General features: G+C 62.2%; 14 protein-coding genes and 1 pseudogene. 10 read left to right on the top strand and 5 right to left on the bottom strand.

All coding sequences use genetic code 11. The features are described 5' to 3' along the window. Positions 1 to 66: 66 nt before the first annotated feature. The 3 genes and pseudogenes from AB4037_RS27530 to AB4037_RS27520 all read right to left on the bottom strand — a co-directional run bounded on the left by AB4037_RS27530 (position 67) and on the right by AB4037_RS27520 (position 2,863). A pseudogene (locus AB4037_RS27530) lies at positions 67 to 1,565 on the bottom strand (aldehyde dehydrogenase family protein). 301 nt (positions 1,566 to 1,866) lie between these two features. Beyond that, on the bottom strand, positions 1,867 to 2,472 hold the full coding sequence (locus AB4037_RS27525; RefSeq protein ID WP_441773645.1) for a cysteine hydrolase: 606 nt from the start codon (positions 2,470 to 2,472) through the stop codon (positions 1,867 to 1,869). 184 nt (positions 2,473 to 2,656) lie between these two features. Continuing rightward, complete coding sequence (locus tag AB4037_RS27520) at positions 2,657 to 2,863, bottom strand: TOBE domain-containing protein (RefSeq protein ID WP_441773644.1); 207 nt, start codon at positions 2,861 to 2,863, stop codon at positions 2,657 to 2,659. A gap of 128 nt (positions 2,864 to 2,991) precedes the next feature. Here AB4037_RS27520 and AB4037_RS27515 point away from each other — a divergent pair, with 128 nt between their 5' ends. The 6 genes from AB4037_RS27515 (at position 2,992) to AB4037_RS27490 (ending at position 10,513) form a co-directional block, all read left to right on the top strand. Then, positions 2,992 to 3,384 (top strand): winged helix-turn-helix domain-containing protein, encoded by a 393-nt coding sequence (locus AB4037_RS27515; RefSeq protein WP_441773643.1) that lies wholly within the window; start codon positions 2,992 to 2,994, stop codon positions 3,382 to 3,384. 597 nt (positions 3,385 to 3,981) lie between these two features. After that, positions 3,982 to 4,269: a hypothetical protein gene (locus tag AB4037_RS27510; RefSeq protein WP_434961007.1), complete on the top strand. Its 288-nt coding sequence runs from the start codon at positions 3,982 to 3,984 to the stop codon at positions 4,267 to 4,269. Positions 4,270 to 4,537: 268 nt separating this feature from the next. Beyond that, positions 4,538 to 7,363 carry a xanthine dehydrogenase family protein molybdopterin-binding subunit gene (locus AB4037_RS27505; RefSeq protein ID WP_441773642.1) on the top strand — a complete coding sequence of 942 codons (2,826 nt, stop codon included), beginning with the start codon at positions 4,538 to 4,540 and terminating at the stop codon, positions 7,361 to 7,363. Then, positions 7,360 to 7,905 (top strand): (2Fe-2S)-binding protein, encoded by a 546-nt coding sequence (locus AB4037_RS27500; protein ID WP_441773641.1) that lies wholly within the window; start codon positions 7,360 to 7,362, stop codon positions 7,903 to 7,905. Before AB4037_RS27505 ends, AB4037_RS27500 begins: the two co-directional genes overlap by 4 nt. Positions 7,906 to 7,912: 7 nt before the next feature. Next, positions 7,913 to 9,196, top strand: coding sequence for a cytochrome c (locus AB4037_RS27495; RefSeq protein WP_441773640.1), 1,284 nt, complete (start codon positions 7,913 to 7,915; stop codon positions 9,194 to 9,196). 204 nt (positions 9,197 to 9,400) lie between these two features. Then, a complete protein-coding gene (locus AB4037_RS27490) occupies positions 9,401 to 10,513 on the top strand; it encodes an ABC transporter substrate-binding protein (protein ID WP_441773639.1) in 1,113 nt (370 codons plus the stop codon). Between the two features lie 375 nt (positions 10,514 to 10,888). Here the strand turns inward: AB4037_RS27490 and AB4037_RS27485 are convergent, their stop codons facing one another. Both AB4037_RS27485 and AB4037_RS27480 read right to left on the bottom strand, forming a co-directional pair. Beyond that, complete coding sequence (locus tag AB4037_RS27485; RefSeq protein WP_441773638.1) at positions 10,889 to 11,662, bottom strand: TerB family tellurite resistance protein; 774 nt, start codon at positions 11,660 to 11,662, stop codon at positions 10,889 to 10,891. 245 nt (positions 11,663 to 11,907) lie between these two features. Continuing rightward, complete coding sequence (locus AB4037_RS27480) at positions 11,908 to 12,816, bottom strand: GntR family transcriptional regulator (protein ID WP_441773637.1); 909 nt, start codon at positions 12,814 to 12,816, stop codon at positions 11,908 to 11,910. A 187-nt stretch (positions 12,817 to 13,003) separates the two neighbouring features. Between AB4037_RS27480 and AB4037_RS27475 the strand changes: the two genes are divergently transcribed. Genes AB4037_RS27475 through AB4037_RS27460 form a run of 4 tightly spaced genes read left to right on the top strand, consistent with a single transcriptional unit; the run spans position 13,004 to position 15,859 of the window. Next, positions 13,004 to 13,687, top strand: coding sequence for an amino acid ABC transporter permease (locus AB4037_RS27475; RefSeq protein ID WP_434961014.1), 684 nt, complete (start codon positions 13,004 to 13,006; stop codon positions 13,685 to 13,687). 1 nt (position 13,688) lies between these two features. After that, positions 13,689 to 14,342 carry an amino acid ABC transporter permease gene (locus tag AB4037_RS27470; protein ID WP_441773636.1) on the top strand — a complete coding sequence of 218 codons (654 nt, stop codon included), beginning with the start codon at positions 13,689 to 13,691 and terminating at the stop codon, positions 14,340 to 14,342. Continuing rightward, a complete protein-coding gene (locus AB4037_RS27465; RefSeq protein ID WP_434961016.1) occupies positions 14,326 to 15,054 on the top strand; it encodes an amino acid ABC transporter ATP-binding protein in 729 nt (242 codons plus the stop codon). Before AB4037_RS27470 ends, AB4037_RS27465 begins: the two co-directional genes overlap by 17 nt. Positions 15,055 to 15,079: 25 nt before the next feature. Further along, a complete protein-coding gene (locus AB4037_RS27460; protein ID WP_441773635.1) occupies positions 15,080 to 15,859 on the top strand; it encodes a transporter substrate-binding domain-containing protein in 780 nt (259 codons plus the stop codon). Positions 15,860 to 15,863 lie beyond the last annotated feature (4 nt).

Genomic DNA, 15,863 nt, shown 5'->3' with positions numbered 1-15,863 from the left:
CTCGATGACAGGGCGCAGAAGCGCCCTATCATCATATCGCTGCTCCCGGCGGCTCGGGCGGCCCCGTCAGAGCCTGGCCGCCACCGCCTTGGTCTCGGTGTAGTGCTCCATGACTTCCTTGCCCATCTCGCGGCCCCAGCCGGATTGCTTGTAGCCGCCGAACGGCCAGGCCGGGTCGCCGTAATTATGGGTGTTGATGCAGATGGTGCCCGCCTTGATCTTGCGGGCCATCATATGGGCGACCTTGAGATTGCGGGTCCAGACGCTGGCCTGCAGGCCATATTCGGTGTCGTTGGCAAAGCGCGCGACCGCATCGAGATCGTCGTCGTCATAGGATTGGACGCAGACCACCGGCCCGAAGATCTCCTCGCGCACCACGCGCATGCTCCGATTGGTCTGGGCCAGCACCGTCGGCTCGACGAAGTAGCCCTGATTGCCGATGATGCTGCCACCGGTCACGACCTCCGCCCCTTCTTCCCGGCCTGATTGCAGGAAGCCGGTAACTCTCTGGTGCTGCTCCTTGGAAACCAGCGGGCCGAGATTGACGCTCGGATCCAGGCCGTGGCCGACCTTCAGCTTGCCTGCCGCTTCCGAGATGCCCGCGACCACCCGGTCATAGATCGACTTGTGGGCGAACAGACGGGACCCGGCGGTGCAGCACTGCCCCTGATTGTAGAAAATCGCATCGGCCGTGCCGGCGATAGCGAGATCGAGATCGGCGTCGGGAAAGACGATGGCGGGCGACTTGCCGCCGAGCTCGAGCGATACGCGCTTGAGGTTGCCCGCCGCCGCCCGCACGATGATCTTGCCGACCTCGGTCGAGCCCGTGAAAGCGATCTTGTCGACATCGGGATGCTCTGCAAGCGCTGCGCCGGCGGTCTCACCGAACCCGGTCACGATGTTGACGACACCGGCCGGGAATCCGGCCTCCTGGATGAGCTCGCCGAAGCGCAAGGCGGACAACGGGGTCTGCTCCGCCGGCTTGAGGACGATGGCGCAGCCCGAGGCAAGAGCCGGCGCCAGCTTCCACGCCGCCATCATCAAGGGAAAGTTCCAGGGAATGATCTGGCCGACCACGCCGACCGGCTCGCGCAGCGTGTAGGCGTGCCAGTTGCCTGCGCTCGACACCGGTATGGTCTCGCCGTTGAGCCGTGTCGCCCAACCGGCCATGTAGCGGAACATGTCGATCGAACCCTGGACGTCGCCCCGGCGCGCATTGGTCACCGGCTTGCCATTGTCGAGTGCTTCGAGCTCGGCGAACTCGTCTGCATGCTGTTCCAGCAGGTCGCCGAGCCGCCAGACGAGTCGGGACGCTCGGCGGGCGAAATCCGCGACCAGGGTCCCGTCTCGAAGGCCCGGCGCGCCGCGGCAACTGCAAGATCGATATCGGCCTTGTCTCCGGCCGGCACCTCGGCGATCTTCTCCTCGGTCGCGGGATCTTCGACGGCGAAGGTCTTGCCGCTCCGGGCATCGACCCATTCTCCATCGATCAGGAGCTTGTGCCGCTTGGCGAGAAACGCCGCCGCGGCGGAACCGAGCGACGGCTTGCGGATTGCAATATTCATAAAGTCCTCCCTTGTTCAAAGATTTATCGGCATTGATTGTATTCAATTGGATACAACGCTGGTGCCGAGCCTGTGTGACGGCACGCCAATTTCGCTAACGCTGAGCGAGCGAGGGATTGGACTCCAGCGGCGATCCACGAACACCGTAATAGTCAGACATATATAGCGATAGGCAAAATACCGCCGGATGGCAACCGCTCTTCTCCGGCGGCATCGGGCGGGCGTCGACAAGGAAAGCCTGGTTTGGTGTCTTGGCGGACGCTGTCATCGATGGCGCCTGGCCCGGCAACCCGAGGACGACCTACGCCCCTGCCAGGGCGGCCAGGAAATCGGCGTGCTTCATCGGCTTTGAAAACATCGGATAGTTCTTCTCGACAGCCAGCCTCTGCTCCTCTTCGCTGAGGGTGGCCGTACAATCCGTCAGCGTGATGACGTCGTACCCCTTCTCGTAGCCTGTCCTCATGGTCGACTCGACACAGCAATTGGTCAGGAAGCCGCCAAGCGCGATGGTCGAGATGCCACGGCTGCGCAGGATGAAATCGAGGTTGGTGGTGGCAAAGCCGCACAGCCCTCGTTTGCCCTCGACGACGATGTCTTGCGCTGCCGGCTTCAGGATCTCGACGATCTCGGCGCCCCAACTTCCCTTCCTGAACGACTTGCTGTCGACGACGCCCTTGAGGATGCCATAGGGGCTGGGGCTGAGTTCATGATAATCCTCGGTGAAGGTGATCGGCGCATAGACGATCGTCGCGCCAGCCGCTCGAGCCTGCTTCACGGTCTCCACCGTGTTGGCCAGCATGTTCGTCTGCTCCATCACGGGCTTGACCGCCGCGTGCAGGGTGCCACCCTCGGTGGTGAAATCATTCTGGTATTCGATGAGAACGACGGCAGTCGATTTCGGATCCATTGTTTCTCTCCGGATGGCAGGGATCGAGTCCGCCTGGCGACGGCAGAGCGCTAGCCGGCAGCGCTATATATCACTCAATATTGCGCTTCGCGCGAAATTCCGCCGCCCCTTGCCATTGGCATGGTCGTTTGAAGCCGGCACGCCGGTAAGCGCCTACTACCGGGGAAACCGTTCCGATCCAGTTTCAATCGATGGCGATCATCACATCCGAGGCCTTGATGGCCGCATAGGCGTCTTGGCCTTTCTGGAGTTTCAGCGCATCCACAGCCTCATTGGTGATCGAAGCGGTCACGATGGTGCCGCCGACGTCGAGCCGCACATGCGCGGTCGTCGCCCCTTTTACGATATCCACGATCTTGCCCTTGAGCGTGTTCCGTGCGCCGATCTTCATCGAACATCTCCAATGCAGAGGAAGGGCGGAAATTTGCCGGCACCGACAATCGCGCTGACAGCTTTCTACGATGCCACTATATCTTGTAACGAACCAGATAGGCGAAACACGAACGCTGGCGAAACACCGTGCCGTCCCTGAGCCTGCGCATAGATCTTGACCCTGAAGGCCGCATTGGCCCCGGAAAAATCGAGCTTCTCGAGAACATCGCTTCGCTCGGTTCGATCTCGGCGGCCGGCCGTGCCATGGGCATGTCCTATCGCCGTGCCTGGGATCTGGTAGAGGAAATCAACCAGATCTTCGGCAAGCCCGTCGCCACGCGTCAGATCGGTGGCAAGAATGGTGGCGGGGCCGTACTCACGCCTCTGGGCCTCGCCCTCATCGCTCGCTTTCGCGCCATCGAGCGGGCCGTCAGCGATGTTGCACGTGATCACATCACGGCCTTGCAGAACGAGATCGCACACCAACCAGCCCATGAGGCTCGGGCAGCGCCATCGGCGAGGATAAAGACGAAGAACTAGGCTCTTGGGTTCAGTTCAACCTGACCCGCTTCATTGAACAGAACTCGACCCGGCATTCCGCCTGCTCGATGGATGTCAACGCCTGTCGACATATCAGGGTCATGCGCTACGCGCACAGGGGCATACTCGTTGCGGCAGCATCCTACTTCGCCGCAATGCTTGTTCCTTCTTTCCCTCAACTCAATTCGGGATCTGAGTGTGAATTGATCCAGGGTTTCAGTCACCTCGCCTTCATCGCGTGCAATTGGTCATGACTGATCAAGACGTCATCCGTAATACGGGATGCATGATTGAAAAAATACACGCAATGCGTGTGCATGATCGGTGATAGACTTCGCCGTCGGTGTGCGGCTCACCACGGCCACCGGCACGGCCCTGTCGGCGCCATTCACCTAGTCCGACAGGGCCACCCTCTCTCGACCTTGCAGGAATCGAGATGAAGCACTTTGAAGATCTGCACGAATGCTCGGTCAGCCGCCGTGACGCTGGCGTGAATGACGCATCGAGGGCCATGCGCCGCCGGAGCGCCCCGCACGATGACGGCCAGCGACCACGGCTTAACTCGCTTATCCCAGGTCCGGCTTCGGAGACGCTGCAATGGCCGCCATCGATCCCCTCACCGCCGGCGCCGTCCTGCTGGCAACCGCCGCCACGGATGCGGTCTATGTCATGTTCACCGCTGCGGTGGTGGCCCGCAAGCGCGTGCCGGCCGCGACCTGGAGCAGTGTCTGGTATCTGCTGTCGTCCTATGCGGTCATCAGCTACACCGAGAACTGGGCCTATGTCGCTTTTGCAGCGCTAGGCTCGTGGCTCGGCGCCTATGCCTCGATTACCTTCCTACACCGCCCGCCTGGCGGCCCGCCCGTTGGTGCGGCACCAGACTAGACAATCGACAAGGGAGGGCCGTCATTGCCGGCCGTATCGCCTCACGAAATCCCGAGGTCCTCGGACCCTGGCACGCAAGCTCGAAGTCAACGCAGTAGATCTCGGTGTCGCGTTGCGTGTTGAGCCATCCTCCAATTCGATCCTGCGCGCCGGTCCATCATTCACTGACGGGCCAGCTCGCAATTCCCCAGAACAGGATTGTAATAAATTACTTCCGTGATCTAAGCTGATGACCGAAAGTGACCCACGCAGTCATGGAGGCAACGCTATGAAAGCGGCTCTTTCGCGCAGGGATTTCCTGAAGGCAGGCGTGGCTGCCGGCGTGGCGATCAAGATATCATTCCTGGGCCCCACCGCCGATGCGCGATTGATCGAGACGCCGCCGCGGCCAGGGCCGGATTGGCTGAACGGCCGGGGCAAGCCAAGATACCGCCTCGATGCGATCGCCAAGGTTACCGGTGAAAAGACCTTCTCGCGCGACTATCGCGCCCGCGATCTCGAAGGGTGGCCCAAGGAGCAATCGCATGCCTTCCTGCTGCATGCGACCAGAACGGACCTGGCGTTTGACGGCATCGACCTCAAGGTGCTGGGCGAGGATCTCAAGCCGGACCGGCTGGTGCTGTACCAGGATCTTGTCGCCGACGGCATCGAGATTCCGGTGCCGGGCTTCTATGGCGACGTTTTCCTTGTGCCGAAAGGGCAGACGGCACGCCTGCTCGGCCAGCCCGTGGCCCTGCTCGTCTATCACGATTTTGCCCGCTACGACGCCGCCAAGCGCTTGACGCGCTTCGATGACACTGTCGTGCGCTATGGTGGCAAGGCAGCCTCGACCACACCAGGTCCCTATGCCTCCGCGCGCTATGTGCGTATCGACGGCGGCGATCCTTTTGCGGAGGATCGCTATTCATCGCTGAAGGACACCGTGATCCGGGCAGGTTTCAAGGACGACGAGCCGCAATGGCCACCGGCCGGCAACGCTGACGCCATGGCGCGCGGCATGGCCGCAGCAGCCGAAATCGAGCGCGAGATCGCGGCCGCGGGTGATGATTCCCTGGTGCTGAAGCGTAGCTACTTCTCCCAGTCGACCGACGCCTCGGCCATGGAGGCCGACAATGGCAATGTCTGGTACGATCCGGCAAGCGGGATCCTGCATGCCATGATCGCGACGCAGTCGCCTTATGAGGTCGCAGAAGTCGCGGCCCAGATGGTGTCGAAGTCGAAACATCCTTTGAAGGAGGTCGATCTTCGGGTCGGCTACACCGTGGGCTATGGCACCAAGGATCACACAATCTTCCCCTTCTATTGCGTGCTCGCCGGGCTCTACGGCAATGGCCGCCCGGTGCGGCTGGCAAACGACCGCTACGAGCAGTTCCAGATGGGGCTGAAGCGCCACGCCTTCTGGATGGACAATGTGCTGCTGGTGGACCGAAAGACCGGGCAGTTCTGCGCCATGACCGGCCGCTACAAGAATGACGGCGGCGGGCGCGAGAATTTCTCGGCCTCGGTCGGTGCTGTCGGGGCAACCGCCGGACAATCGATCTATTACCTGCCGAAAAGTGATTTCTCGGCGGCGGCGGTTGCATCGCGTGCCGTCGACGCAGGCTCGACCCGAGGCTACGGCACGCTGCAATCGATGTCGGCGACCGAGATGATGGTCGACGAGGCGGCCGAATTGATCGGCATGGACGTCATGGATCTGCGGCTGAAGAACGTTCTGCGTTCCGGCATGAAGAACACGCAAGGCGCCATTCCCGCCGGGGCCATGCGTCATGAGGAGATCATTCTCAAGGCACGCGAACATCCCTTATGGAGCGAGCGGCAGAAGAAGAAGGCAGCGTTCGAAACCGCCAATCCGGGCAAGAAATATGGCGTTGGCTACGGCCACGTACACAAGGATTACGGCACCGGCGCCGAGGCTGCCTTCGCTGCCATCGAGTTCGATGCCAAGGGACGCCTGAGGCTCGTCCATGTCGCGCATGAGATCGGCACCGGCGTGACCACCTCCCAGGCCATCATGGTGGCCGATATGCTCGGCGTGGCACCGGACGACACCGAATATGGCAAGGTCCGCTGGCCGCAAATGCCGCTCGAGACCACCGACCAGCCCTATACCATGTCGCAGGCCGAGGAAGACCAGCGCAGGCAGAATCCGCGCTGGACCCCCTCCTTCACCTCGCCCATGAGCGCTTCCAACAGCGTCTATTATCTCGGCCATGCCACGCGCGAGGCGGCACGGGCCATTATCGACCTCGCCATCTGGCCAGCGGCGCGGGCGCTGTGGTCACGCGGCATCGGCGGCGGCCAGATGGCTCCGGAGGCGGTGCGCCGTGACGACCTCAGGCTTGCCGGCGGGAAGGTCAATGCCGCGGGCCTGCAGCCACTTTCCTTTGCCGAGGTTGCGGCCGAAGCGCATCATCAGGGGCTCGTCACCGGGGTGACGGTCCACACCTTCAATCGCTGGCAATGGGCGGAGGCGGAGTTCGACCTCGGCGTGATCGGCCAGCACCGTTTTGCCATCGACGCGCTGGCCGTGCGATATGGCGATGGTGCGCCAGCCGAACGCAAAGCGCTGATGACCTTGGATGGCTGGCAGTTCGTAGATCGCAAGGCGGTGTCCTATCCGCCTGTCCAGCGCAACAATGCGGGCGTGACCTATTATACGCCCATGGCTACCCTCGCCGAGATCGTCGTCGACACCGCCACCGGTGAGATCTCCCTGCTGTCGCATCATTCCATCATGGATTGCGGCCGGCATATCGTGCCGGAACTGGTCTCCGGCCAGATCCAGGGCGGCCTTGCCATGGGTATCGGCCACGCCCTCAAGGAATATCTGCCGCTTTACGAAGACGGCCCGGGCGACGGCACCTGGAACTGGAACCGCTACGAGCTCCCGATGGCGAGGGATGTTGCCGTGTGGTCGCAGACCGTCGAGATCCTGCCGGCGCTTTCCGAGACCGACCCGCCCAGGGGCATGGCGGAGGTGGTGATGATCGCGGTCGTCCCCGCCATTGCCAATGCCGTCGCACACGCTATCGGCAAGCGTTTCTACAACCTGCCTATCACGTCGGAAAAGATCCTGGAGGCGCTGGCATGACACTCGCGTCCAAGCAACTTTCGCTCACCATCAACGACAAGGCCGTCGGCCCCATCGACGTGCCCGAAACCATGATGATGCAGGATTTCCTCTACGAGTATCTCAACCTGACTGGCTCGCGCATGGGCTGCGGCCAGGGCATATGCCATGCCTGCACCGTGATCGTGGAAAAAGATGATGGCGTGCTCGAGGAAATGCGCACCTGCATCGTCGGCGCCCAGTGGTTCGCCGGCCGGAAGGTAAGGACCGTGGAGGGGCACGCCAAGCGCGACGCCAACGGCGCGATTACCCAGCTTTCACCTGTCCAGCTGGCCTTCATCGAACATTTTTCGTTCCAGTGCGGCTATTGCACGCCAGGCTTCGTGACGGCAGCGACCGTTCTCCTGGACCAGCTCGAACGCAAGCCGATCCCGCGTGCCGAGCTCGAGCAGACGATCACGGACACACTCGGCAGGCATATTTGTCGCTGTACGGGCTATGTACGCTATTTCGAGGCGGTGCGCGATCTTGCTCTCAATACCCCTGGCTTGGTGAAGGCGTAGCGCAGCCATGATGAGAAAACTGCTCTGGACGATCGCCGGCGGAATCGTGCTGGGGGCGGCCGTCGCAAGTGCGATCTTGCTGAGCCTGTTCGAAAAAAGCGTGGTTGCCAAGGATATTGAGCAGCCGCTTACGGCCGATGAGATGAAGACGTTCGCCAAGCGGGGCGCCTATGTCGCCGTTGCGGCCGACTGCTATGCCTGCCACACGGCCAAGGGCGGCGCGCCCTGGGCCGGCGGCCTGCCTTTCCAGACCCCGTTCGGCACGATCTATGCAACCAACATCTCGCCTGACAAGGACAATGGCATCGGTAATTGGACGCGTGCGGAATTCCATCGGGCCGTGCGCGACGGGGTAGGCAAGCAAGGCCACCTTTATCCGGCGATGCCCTATGCGTCCTACCGCAAGATGACAGCCGAGGATGTCGATGCGGTCTATGCCTTTCTGATGACGCGCGAACCGATGAAGGTCGAGAACAAGAAGAACGAGCTGAACTTCCCATTCAACATCCGCCAGACCTTGACGGTCTGGAATCTCGTCAACCTGTCCTCCGATGTCTCGACGGCAGATCCGGCACGTTCTCCCGTCTGGAATCGCGGGCGTTATCTGACCGATGCGCTTGCCCATTGCGGGGAATGCCACACGCCGCGCAATGTGCTGCAGGGCATGAGGAAGGATGCTTATCTCCAGGGTTCGGTCATCGAGGGCGCGCACGCGCCAGACATCACCAGGAATGGCCTCGAGCGCATGGGCTTTACCTCGCTAGTGCTCGCTACTTTCATGAAATCGGGCCTCTCGGCACAGGGCGCGATGACCGGCCAGATGTTCGAGGTCGTACATTTCTCCACGCAATATATGACGCCTGACGACCTCAACGCCTTGTCGGCCTATCTTTTCGATCTCGACGACGCCTCGAAAGGACAGACGCCGACACCATCGCCCGCGATCTCGGTGGCGCCCGAGGTCACGGCTTCGGCCAAGCCGACCTATCTCGCGCTCTGCTCGGGCTGCCATGGCGCCGAGGGCCAGGGTATCCCGCATGTCGTGGTGCCACTCGCCACCAATGCGACCCTGCGATTGACCAGCGCGCGCAATCTCGTGCGTGCTGTGGTCGACGGCATTCCGGCGCAGCGCTTTCCCGGGCTGGAGCGCATGCAGCCGATGCCGGGCTTCGGCCATCAGCTCGACGATCGCAGCCTGGCTGATCTGGTGAACTGGATGCGCCAGACCTGGGGCAATCAGGAGTCCAAGCTGACAGCGGAAGACGTCAAAAAGCTGCGCGAGAACCATTGAAGCGTTTCTGGCGCAGACGAACGCTCAGCGGGCAAGATCGAAATTACCGTATGGCTTGCCTTAACCATACAGATCGGCGGAATTGTCTGAAACTGTTCCTGTCCCCCTCGAATTCGCAGCTGTATGTGGTTGTCCTCAAGCCGCATGGACGCTTTGGTCGGAGATTGCGGAACGGCACCCCATCACGTCAGGAGAGGTCAAGGCATGAACACGTCGCCATCTCCGCCTGGCGTGGGGCCAGTTGACGGCTCGACCGTGCAGATCGGTGCCCTGGTTCCGCTAAGCCGGCCTGGCTGGGTCGAGGCAGGCCGGCATTTGCTTGCCGGACTCGAATTGGCCGTTGGCGAGGTCAATGCGGCCGGCGGGATCGCCGGAAGGCCGCTCGAACTGCTGGTCCGAGATACAGCGGCTGACCCGCAACGAAGCGTGGCGGCGGTCGATGAATTGGACCGCTTGGGCGTGGCTGCCCTGGTGGGGGAGTATCACAGCGTGGCCGCTCGCGCCGCGGCGGGCAGGGCCGATGCCCTCGGCCTGCCGTTTCTCTGCTCGTCTGCGGTTCTCGACGCACTCACCGAACAGCCGATACACGGGGTCGCGCGCCTCGCCCCGGCACAGTCCCACGGCTGGCAGGTCTATGCAGACTTTCTCCTCGGCGCAGGCCACAGTCGGATCGCCGTAGCAGCCCAGCCAAGTGTCTATTGGGCCTCCGGAGCCCGCATTCTGCGGGACTATCTGTCTCCACGCGGCGTCACCGCCATCGAACTCGACATGCACTCGCTTATCCCCGCTGCGATGTGCGACAAACTCGCCGACATGCGCACGACAGCCCTGCTTTTGCTGGTCGGGTATCCGGAGCCGGCCGTGTCGATCGTCAAGGCCGTTCGCCGCGATCAACGTCTCGCCACGATGATGATCGGTGCTCCGGCCGGGCAACCGGAGTTCGCCGAATGGGCGAGGTTGCTGGGTGACGAGGGCACCGCCATCCCGTTCTTGCGCTATCTGCCCGAGCGCCTCGGCCCGCTCGGCACCCGCATCGAGACGGCCCTGCGCGAACGGCTGGCCGAAGCTCCCTCCTTCGTCGCCTTCGAGGGCTACGACACGATCGCCGTTCTCGCCGCGGCGTTGCGCGGTCACGGCGTGGACCGGGCGCGCATTGCCGGATCCTGGCCGAGCGTAGCCGTTGAAGGCACCCGCGGGCGGATCCAATTCTCCCGCGCGCCGGGCATCGGCGTTTGGCAATGGACTTGGCCGCCAGTCCACGTGGTTGACCGAGATCCGGCGGCGCCAGATCGTTTTCGGATCCTTTACACCCCGTAGGAAGGCGCTGAGGTCCTGACGACGCATTTCGCGATAAACGATGGAGCGGTCGAGACCAAGCTGTTTTGCGTCCTCTGTCTATTGGGGCGTTCCCCCCGAGAGTTTTACCGCCATCGCCCTTTCTCGTATCGAGGGCGTGCGGCCCGGCCGCTTGCCCTTGGCTCGAATGGTGACAATGTCATTCTCTATGCGCTCCGAGATCCGTCACCCCGCCTGCTGCTGCTGATTCCCCGATCGACGGAAGCTTCGTCGCCAATTAAGCAATAATGATGCCTGGTACCTCCAAGCCCCTTCGCTTCGATCAGCACCGAGTCCACGCCAATGTCGTGATCTGGACCGGGATTTGTCGCTCACCGGTTCTGTTCGCCAACCCGATCACGAGCCGTCGGGCGTGAAAGGGCGGTTCGACAAGACACTTTCCCCGAGAAGCGCGCGCGAGAATTCGTCGATGAGCGCCAATTCCCGATGATGGCGAAAACCGTCGCTGTCAGCCACCGCCAGGCAAACCTCGATCACCCTCTTCCTCGTAGCCAGTGCGGCCGCTTCAAGCTCGTGTAAACTCGTTCTTGCGGCATCGGCCGATGGCCGCATGCGCCGAATCCATTGGCGAGCCCGCTCGATCTCGTCCGGATTCAAGTCGATGCCCTGGGCGGCACAGCAAGCTGTGACATAGTCGAGCATGATCATCACTTCCTCGCCCGACATTTGCAGGTCGGCCCTCGCCACCGAGACGGCGAGCAGGAGGCCGTTCTCCCGCGCGACCCTGCGGATCACGGCCCAGCGTTCCCCTCCCCGTTCATCGCCAGAGGCGGCTGGCGGCGGCTGCTGCCAAGACAGTCCGAGCACCTCCCGATAGAACGCATCCAGGGGTTCCTGGAGCACGCCATCCGCGTCGGCGATCGACACGATCCTGTCGAGGCGGAAAGAGCGCAGATCATCTCGGTCATGGCTGTAGCCGAGAAGCCGGGGAATGCCGTCCCGCCCCGGCTTGACCGACCAGAGCGTAACAGGCCGAAACTGCCGGCGACCGGCGGCATCCTGATATTCGATGACCAGGAGAAGGCCACCGACACCGGATCCCCCCGAGGACCGGTCAGCCCTTTCGGATGAAGGCGCGTTCGGCCGAGGCGGTTGCGTTCTGCGGGGCATCGATGACCTCTCGACCCGCATTGGCAGGCGATACACGATCAAACTGGCGGCCAATCCTGGATCGGAAAGGCCGGCAACGACAAGCATGACCGAGGATCATCGGAACGATTACCGTCGGTCGATGGTTGATGATGAGATGCGCACGCGTCAACCGGACGTGGCAGTAAAGGGAACAGGGATGGTTTTTCCGGTTTCCCGCCCTGACCAACGCAATGGTAGCCGAGCCCTTGTCCTGCCCGTGCGTGTCACCTGTCGCCGGAGAGGGACAGAGGTGGGACGTTGTCGCCAATGGACAGGCGCATTGTCTCGCGGGCGGCAGCGAGATGGGCGCGGCAAGTGCGCTCGATGGCATCGACATCCCGGCTGAGCAGAGCATCGATATAGTCGAGATGCTGATGGATCGCTGCAATGTTGCGGGCCTTCTCGTCCACCTTGTTCCACTGATAATGATAGTGGAAGATGATCGAGATGATCTGGTAGAACTCGACGACGAAGCGGTTCTCGGAAGCATCGTAGATCAGGCGATGCAGCGTCTCGTCTAGGGCCGAGAAGTCGTGGAACCGGGTCTCCGCCACGGCCAACAGGGCCACATGATCCTCTCGGATTGCCCTGAGTTCGGCCCAGATCGGCGCCTCGGGGGGGAGCGTCGCGACCTTGCGGGCCGAGCGCAGCTCGAACAACTCGCGGATTTCCGAAAGTTCGGCGGCAAAGTCGGTGGTGATACCGCGAAAGATCCAGGTGCTGTTGGGCCGCTGCGCGAGCAGGCCGTAATGGCGCATCTGTTGAAGATATTGGCGGATCACCGTCGTCGAGACGCCAAACTCGCGCGAGAGCTGGGCAACGTTGATCGGATTGCCCGGACGGATGTCGGCGCGCAGTATCCATTCCATGAAGGCGCGCTCGACCTGGGCGGAACGCTGCTCGGTTTCTTCTTCCGGGAAGTAGTCGACCGGTCGCGGGCGGCGCAAAACCTCGCGCTCCCCCAGGATCCTGGCATGCTGCAGGTCCCGCAGCACGGCTCGCAGCGTCGTGCGGCTGATCTGCAAATCCTGGGCGAGCCGTGCCTCGGGGCCATCCAGGCACCTGATCGCAGGATCCGACAAGCGCTGGAGCAGGTGATTATAGGCTTTCTTGTAGACGCTCTTCGACCGCAAAGCATGCACCTTGGTTTATTAGACATTTAAAACCAATTGACGCCAACCTACTGCGCGACCATCGTCGCGGTCAAGGGCATCACGCCCCTTCAAGAATGATGGGATCAGGGCACCGCGCCTTTGGGCGCTGCCAGCAGATCCATCCGGGCAGGCAACGTCAGATCAGAGGGCGCCACGCGCGCACTGCATGAGCTATCAGTTCGATTTCACAGCACTGCTGCCCTATTGGCGGGACTTCGCACAAGGGGTGTGGCTTACGCTCCAGCTTTCCGCCTGGTCGACATTGTTCGGCTTCGTGGGCGGCACGCTCTGCGCCATCGCCCGGGCTGATGGCGCACCCTGGCTGCAGCGTATCGTCGGCGGTTATGTCGAGGCGATCCGCAACACCCCGTTGCTGGTACAGATCTTCCTGATCTATTTCGGGATTGCAGTCCTCGGCATCCACCTTTCCGCCAATCTCGCCGCCGTCATCGCCCTGGTGGTGAACATCACGGCCTACACCTGCGAGATCATGCGCGCCGGCATCGAATCCGTGCACAAGGCACAGATCGAGGCCGCCGATTGCCTGGGCCTATCCCGTCGCCAGACCTATTGGCACGTCATCCTGCGTCCCGCGGTCGAACGGGTCTATCCGGCTCTGACCAGCCAATATGTGCTGCTGATGCTGGCCTCCTCCATCACCTCACAGATCTCGGCCGAAGAGCTGACTGCCGTCACCGGCCGTATCCAGTCCGACACCTTCCGCAGCTTCGAAACCTATATCGTCACCGCCCTGCTCTATTTGTTGCTTTCCTTCGTCGTGCGCGGCGCCTTCTGGGCGTTCGGCATGCTGATCTTCCCGCGCAAGCGCCGATTGGGGACATCGCTGTAACATGCCAAGTTTCGGGCTCTATCATCTCGTCTTCCTGCTGCAGGCCGCTTGGTGGACGCTGGCGCTTTCGGCGCTCGCCTTCGTCGGCGGAGGCATTCTCGGCTTCGCCGTTGCGCTGGCGCGCATTTCCGACAGCCGGATCCTGCGCGCGCTCGCCGGCCTGTATGTGCAGATCGTGCAGGGCACGCCTCTGCTGATCCTTCTCTTCCTGATCTATTTCGGACTGGCGATCTTCGGGCTGGATCAACTGCCGGCCCTCGCCGCCGCGGGTGCCGGCCTGACCATCTATGCCTCCGGCTTTCTGGGCGAGATCTGGCGCGGCTGCATCCAGTCCGTGCCGAAGACGCAGTGGGAGGCAGCCGAGTGTCTCGCACTGACGCGCTGGCAGCGCATGAGCCGTGTGATCCTGCCACAGGCGATGCGCATTGCCACGGCTCCCACCGTCGGCTTCCTGGTCCAGATCGTCAAGAACACCTCGCTCGCTTCGGTCGTCGGCCTGGTCGAGCTCAGCCAGGCGGGCAAGCTGATCAACAATTCGACCTTCCAGCCCTTCGCCGTCTTCATCTGCGTCGCGCTGTTCTATTTCATCATCTGCTATCCGCTCTCGGTCTGGAGCCGAGGACTGGAGAGGAGGCTCAATGTCGGCCGTCGTTAAGCTCGCCAACGTTCACAAGAGCTTCGGCGCCGTCGAGGTGCTGAAGGGCATTTCCTTCGAAGTCGGCCGTGGCGAAGTCGTCGCCATCATCGGGCAGTCCGGCTCGGGCAAGTCGACGGCGCTGCGCTGCATCGATGCCCTGGAGGTCATTCAATCCGGCACGATCGATGTCTGCGGCCATCAGGTCCACAGCCCGGCGCTCGACAAGCGTGCATTGCGCCGCGACGTCGGCATCGTCTTCCAAAGCTATAATCTGTTCCCCCACCTGACCGCCGAACAGAACATCATGCTCGCACCGGTCTGCGTGAAGTCCCTGTCGAAATCCGCGGCGCGCGAACTGGCACGCGACTGCCTGCGCAAGGTGGGACTGGAGGCCAAGGCCGATCACTATCCCGAGCAGCTCTCGGGCGGCCAGCAACAGCGTGTTGCCATCGCCCGCTCGCTGGCGATGCAGCCCAAGGTCATGCTGTTCGACGAGGTCACCTCGGCCCTCGATCCCCAACTCACCGGCGAAGTCCTGAAGGTGATGGAAGATCTCGCGCGCGGCGGCATGACCATGATCCTCGTCACCCATGAAATGGGCTTTGCCCGCCGCGTGGCAACCAACGTCATCTACATGCATCGAGGCCAGGTCTGGGAGCAACTGTCCGGCAGCCAGTTGGCCAATCCTGTCACGCCGGAGTTGCGCGACTTCATCGCCGGCGAGCTTTGAAAACAAGAAAGGCAAGGGAACCGACATGAAACGTAGGCAATTTTTGCTGGCGGGCGCCGCCATGCTGTTTGCACCGGCCGTGGTGCGTGCCGATACGCTCGACACCATCCGCAGTCGCAAGAAGCTGATGATCGCACTCGATCTGGGCTCCCCGCCCTATGGTACGATCGATGCAGCCATGAAGCCGTCGGGTTCCGATGTGGAGACGGCCCAATTGCTGGCCAGCGACATGGGCTTCGACCTCGACATCGTGCAGGTCACCAGCCCCAACCGCATTCCCTTCCTGCTGACGGGCAAGGCCGATATGGTCATCGCCAGCTTCAGTGTCACGGAGGAGCGCAAGAAGGTCATCGACTTCTCCGATCCCTATGGCGTGATCCAGTCGGTGATTGCGGCCAAGAAGGAGATAGCGATCAAGGACGACGCCTCGCTCTCAGGCCTGCGTGTCGGCACCACGCGAGGTAGCTCCAACGACAAGGAACTCACCTCGCGGAGCACCGGCGCCGAGATTGTGCGCTTTGAGGACGATGCCACCCTCGTCACCGCATTGGTATCGGGCCAGATCGACATCATGGCGACCTCGCCGGGCATCATGCAGACCGCCAATACCCGCGCACCCGACGCGCCTTACGAAATCAAATATGTCCTGCGCGTCTTCCCCTATGCCATCGGCCTGCGAAAGAACGACGAGGCGTTGCGCACCGCGGTGAACGAGTGGGTTCATACCAATCTGCGCAACGGCAAGCTCAACGCCATCTACAAGAAATATATCGGTGCCGATCTGCCGGCAGAAATGCTCAACTGACATG

This window comes from Labrys sp. KB_33_2 (genome assembly GCF_052114505.1).
Taxonomy (GTDB): domain Bacteria; phylum Pseudomonadota; class Alphaproteobacteria; order Rhizobiales; family Labraceae; genus Labrys.
Note: the sequence above shows the minus strand (reverse complement) of the source record. Positions and strands in the feature narration are given on the sequence as shown.

Coding starts and splice junctions, on each gene's coding strand:
- AB4037_RS27525 (WP_441773645.1), bottom strand. CDS start 2,472: ATGGATCCGAAATCGACTGCCGTCGTTCTCATCGAATACCAGAATGAT.
- AB4037_RS27520 (WP_441773644.1), bottom strand. CDS start 2,863: ATGAAGATCGGCGCACGGAACACGCTCAAGGGCAAGATCGTGGATATC.
- AB4037_RS27510 (WP_434961007.1), top strand. CDS start 3,982: ATGGCCGCCATCGATCCCCTCACCGCCGGCGCCGTCCTGCTGGCAACC.
- AB4037_RS27505 (WP_441773642.1), top strand. CDS start 4,538: ATGAAAGCGGCTCTTTCGCGCAGGGATTTCCTGAAGGCAGGCGTGGCT.
- AB4037_RS27500 (WP_441773641.1), top strand. CDS start 7,360: ATGACACTCGCGTCCAAGCAACTTTCGCTCACCATCAACGACAAGGCC.
- AB4037_RS27495 (WP_441773640.1), top strand. CDS start 7,913: ATGATGAGAAAACTGCTCTGGACGATCGCCGGCGGAATCGTGCTGGGG.
- AB4037_RS27490 (WP_441773639.1), top strand. CDS start 9,401: ATGAACACGTCGCCATCTCCGCCTGGCGTGGGGCCAGTTGACGGCTCG.
- AB4037_RS27485 (WP_441773638.1), bottom strand. CDS start 11,662: ATGCCCCGCAGAACGCAACCGCCTCGGCCGAACGCGCCTTCATCCGAA.
- AB4037_RS27475 (WP_434961014.1), top strand. CDS start 13,004: ATGAGCTATCAGTTCGATTTCACAGCACTGCTGCCCTATTGGCGGGAC.
- AB4037_RS27470 (WP_441773636.1), top strand. CDS start 13,689: ATGCCAAGTTTCGGGCTCTATCATCTCGTCTTCCTGCTGCAGGCCGCT.
- AB4037_RS27465 (WP_434961016.1), top strand. CDS start 14,326: ATGTCGGCCGTCGTTAAGCTCGCCAACGTTCACAAGAGCTTCGGCGCC.
- AB4037_RS27460 (WP_441773635.1), top strand. CDS start 15,080: ATGAAACGTAGGCAATTTTTGCTGGCGGGCGCCGCCATGCTGTTTGCA.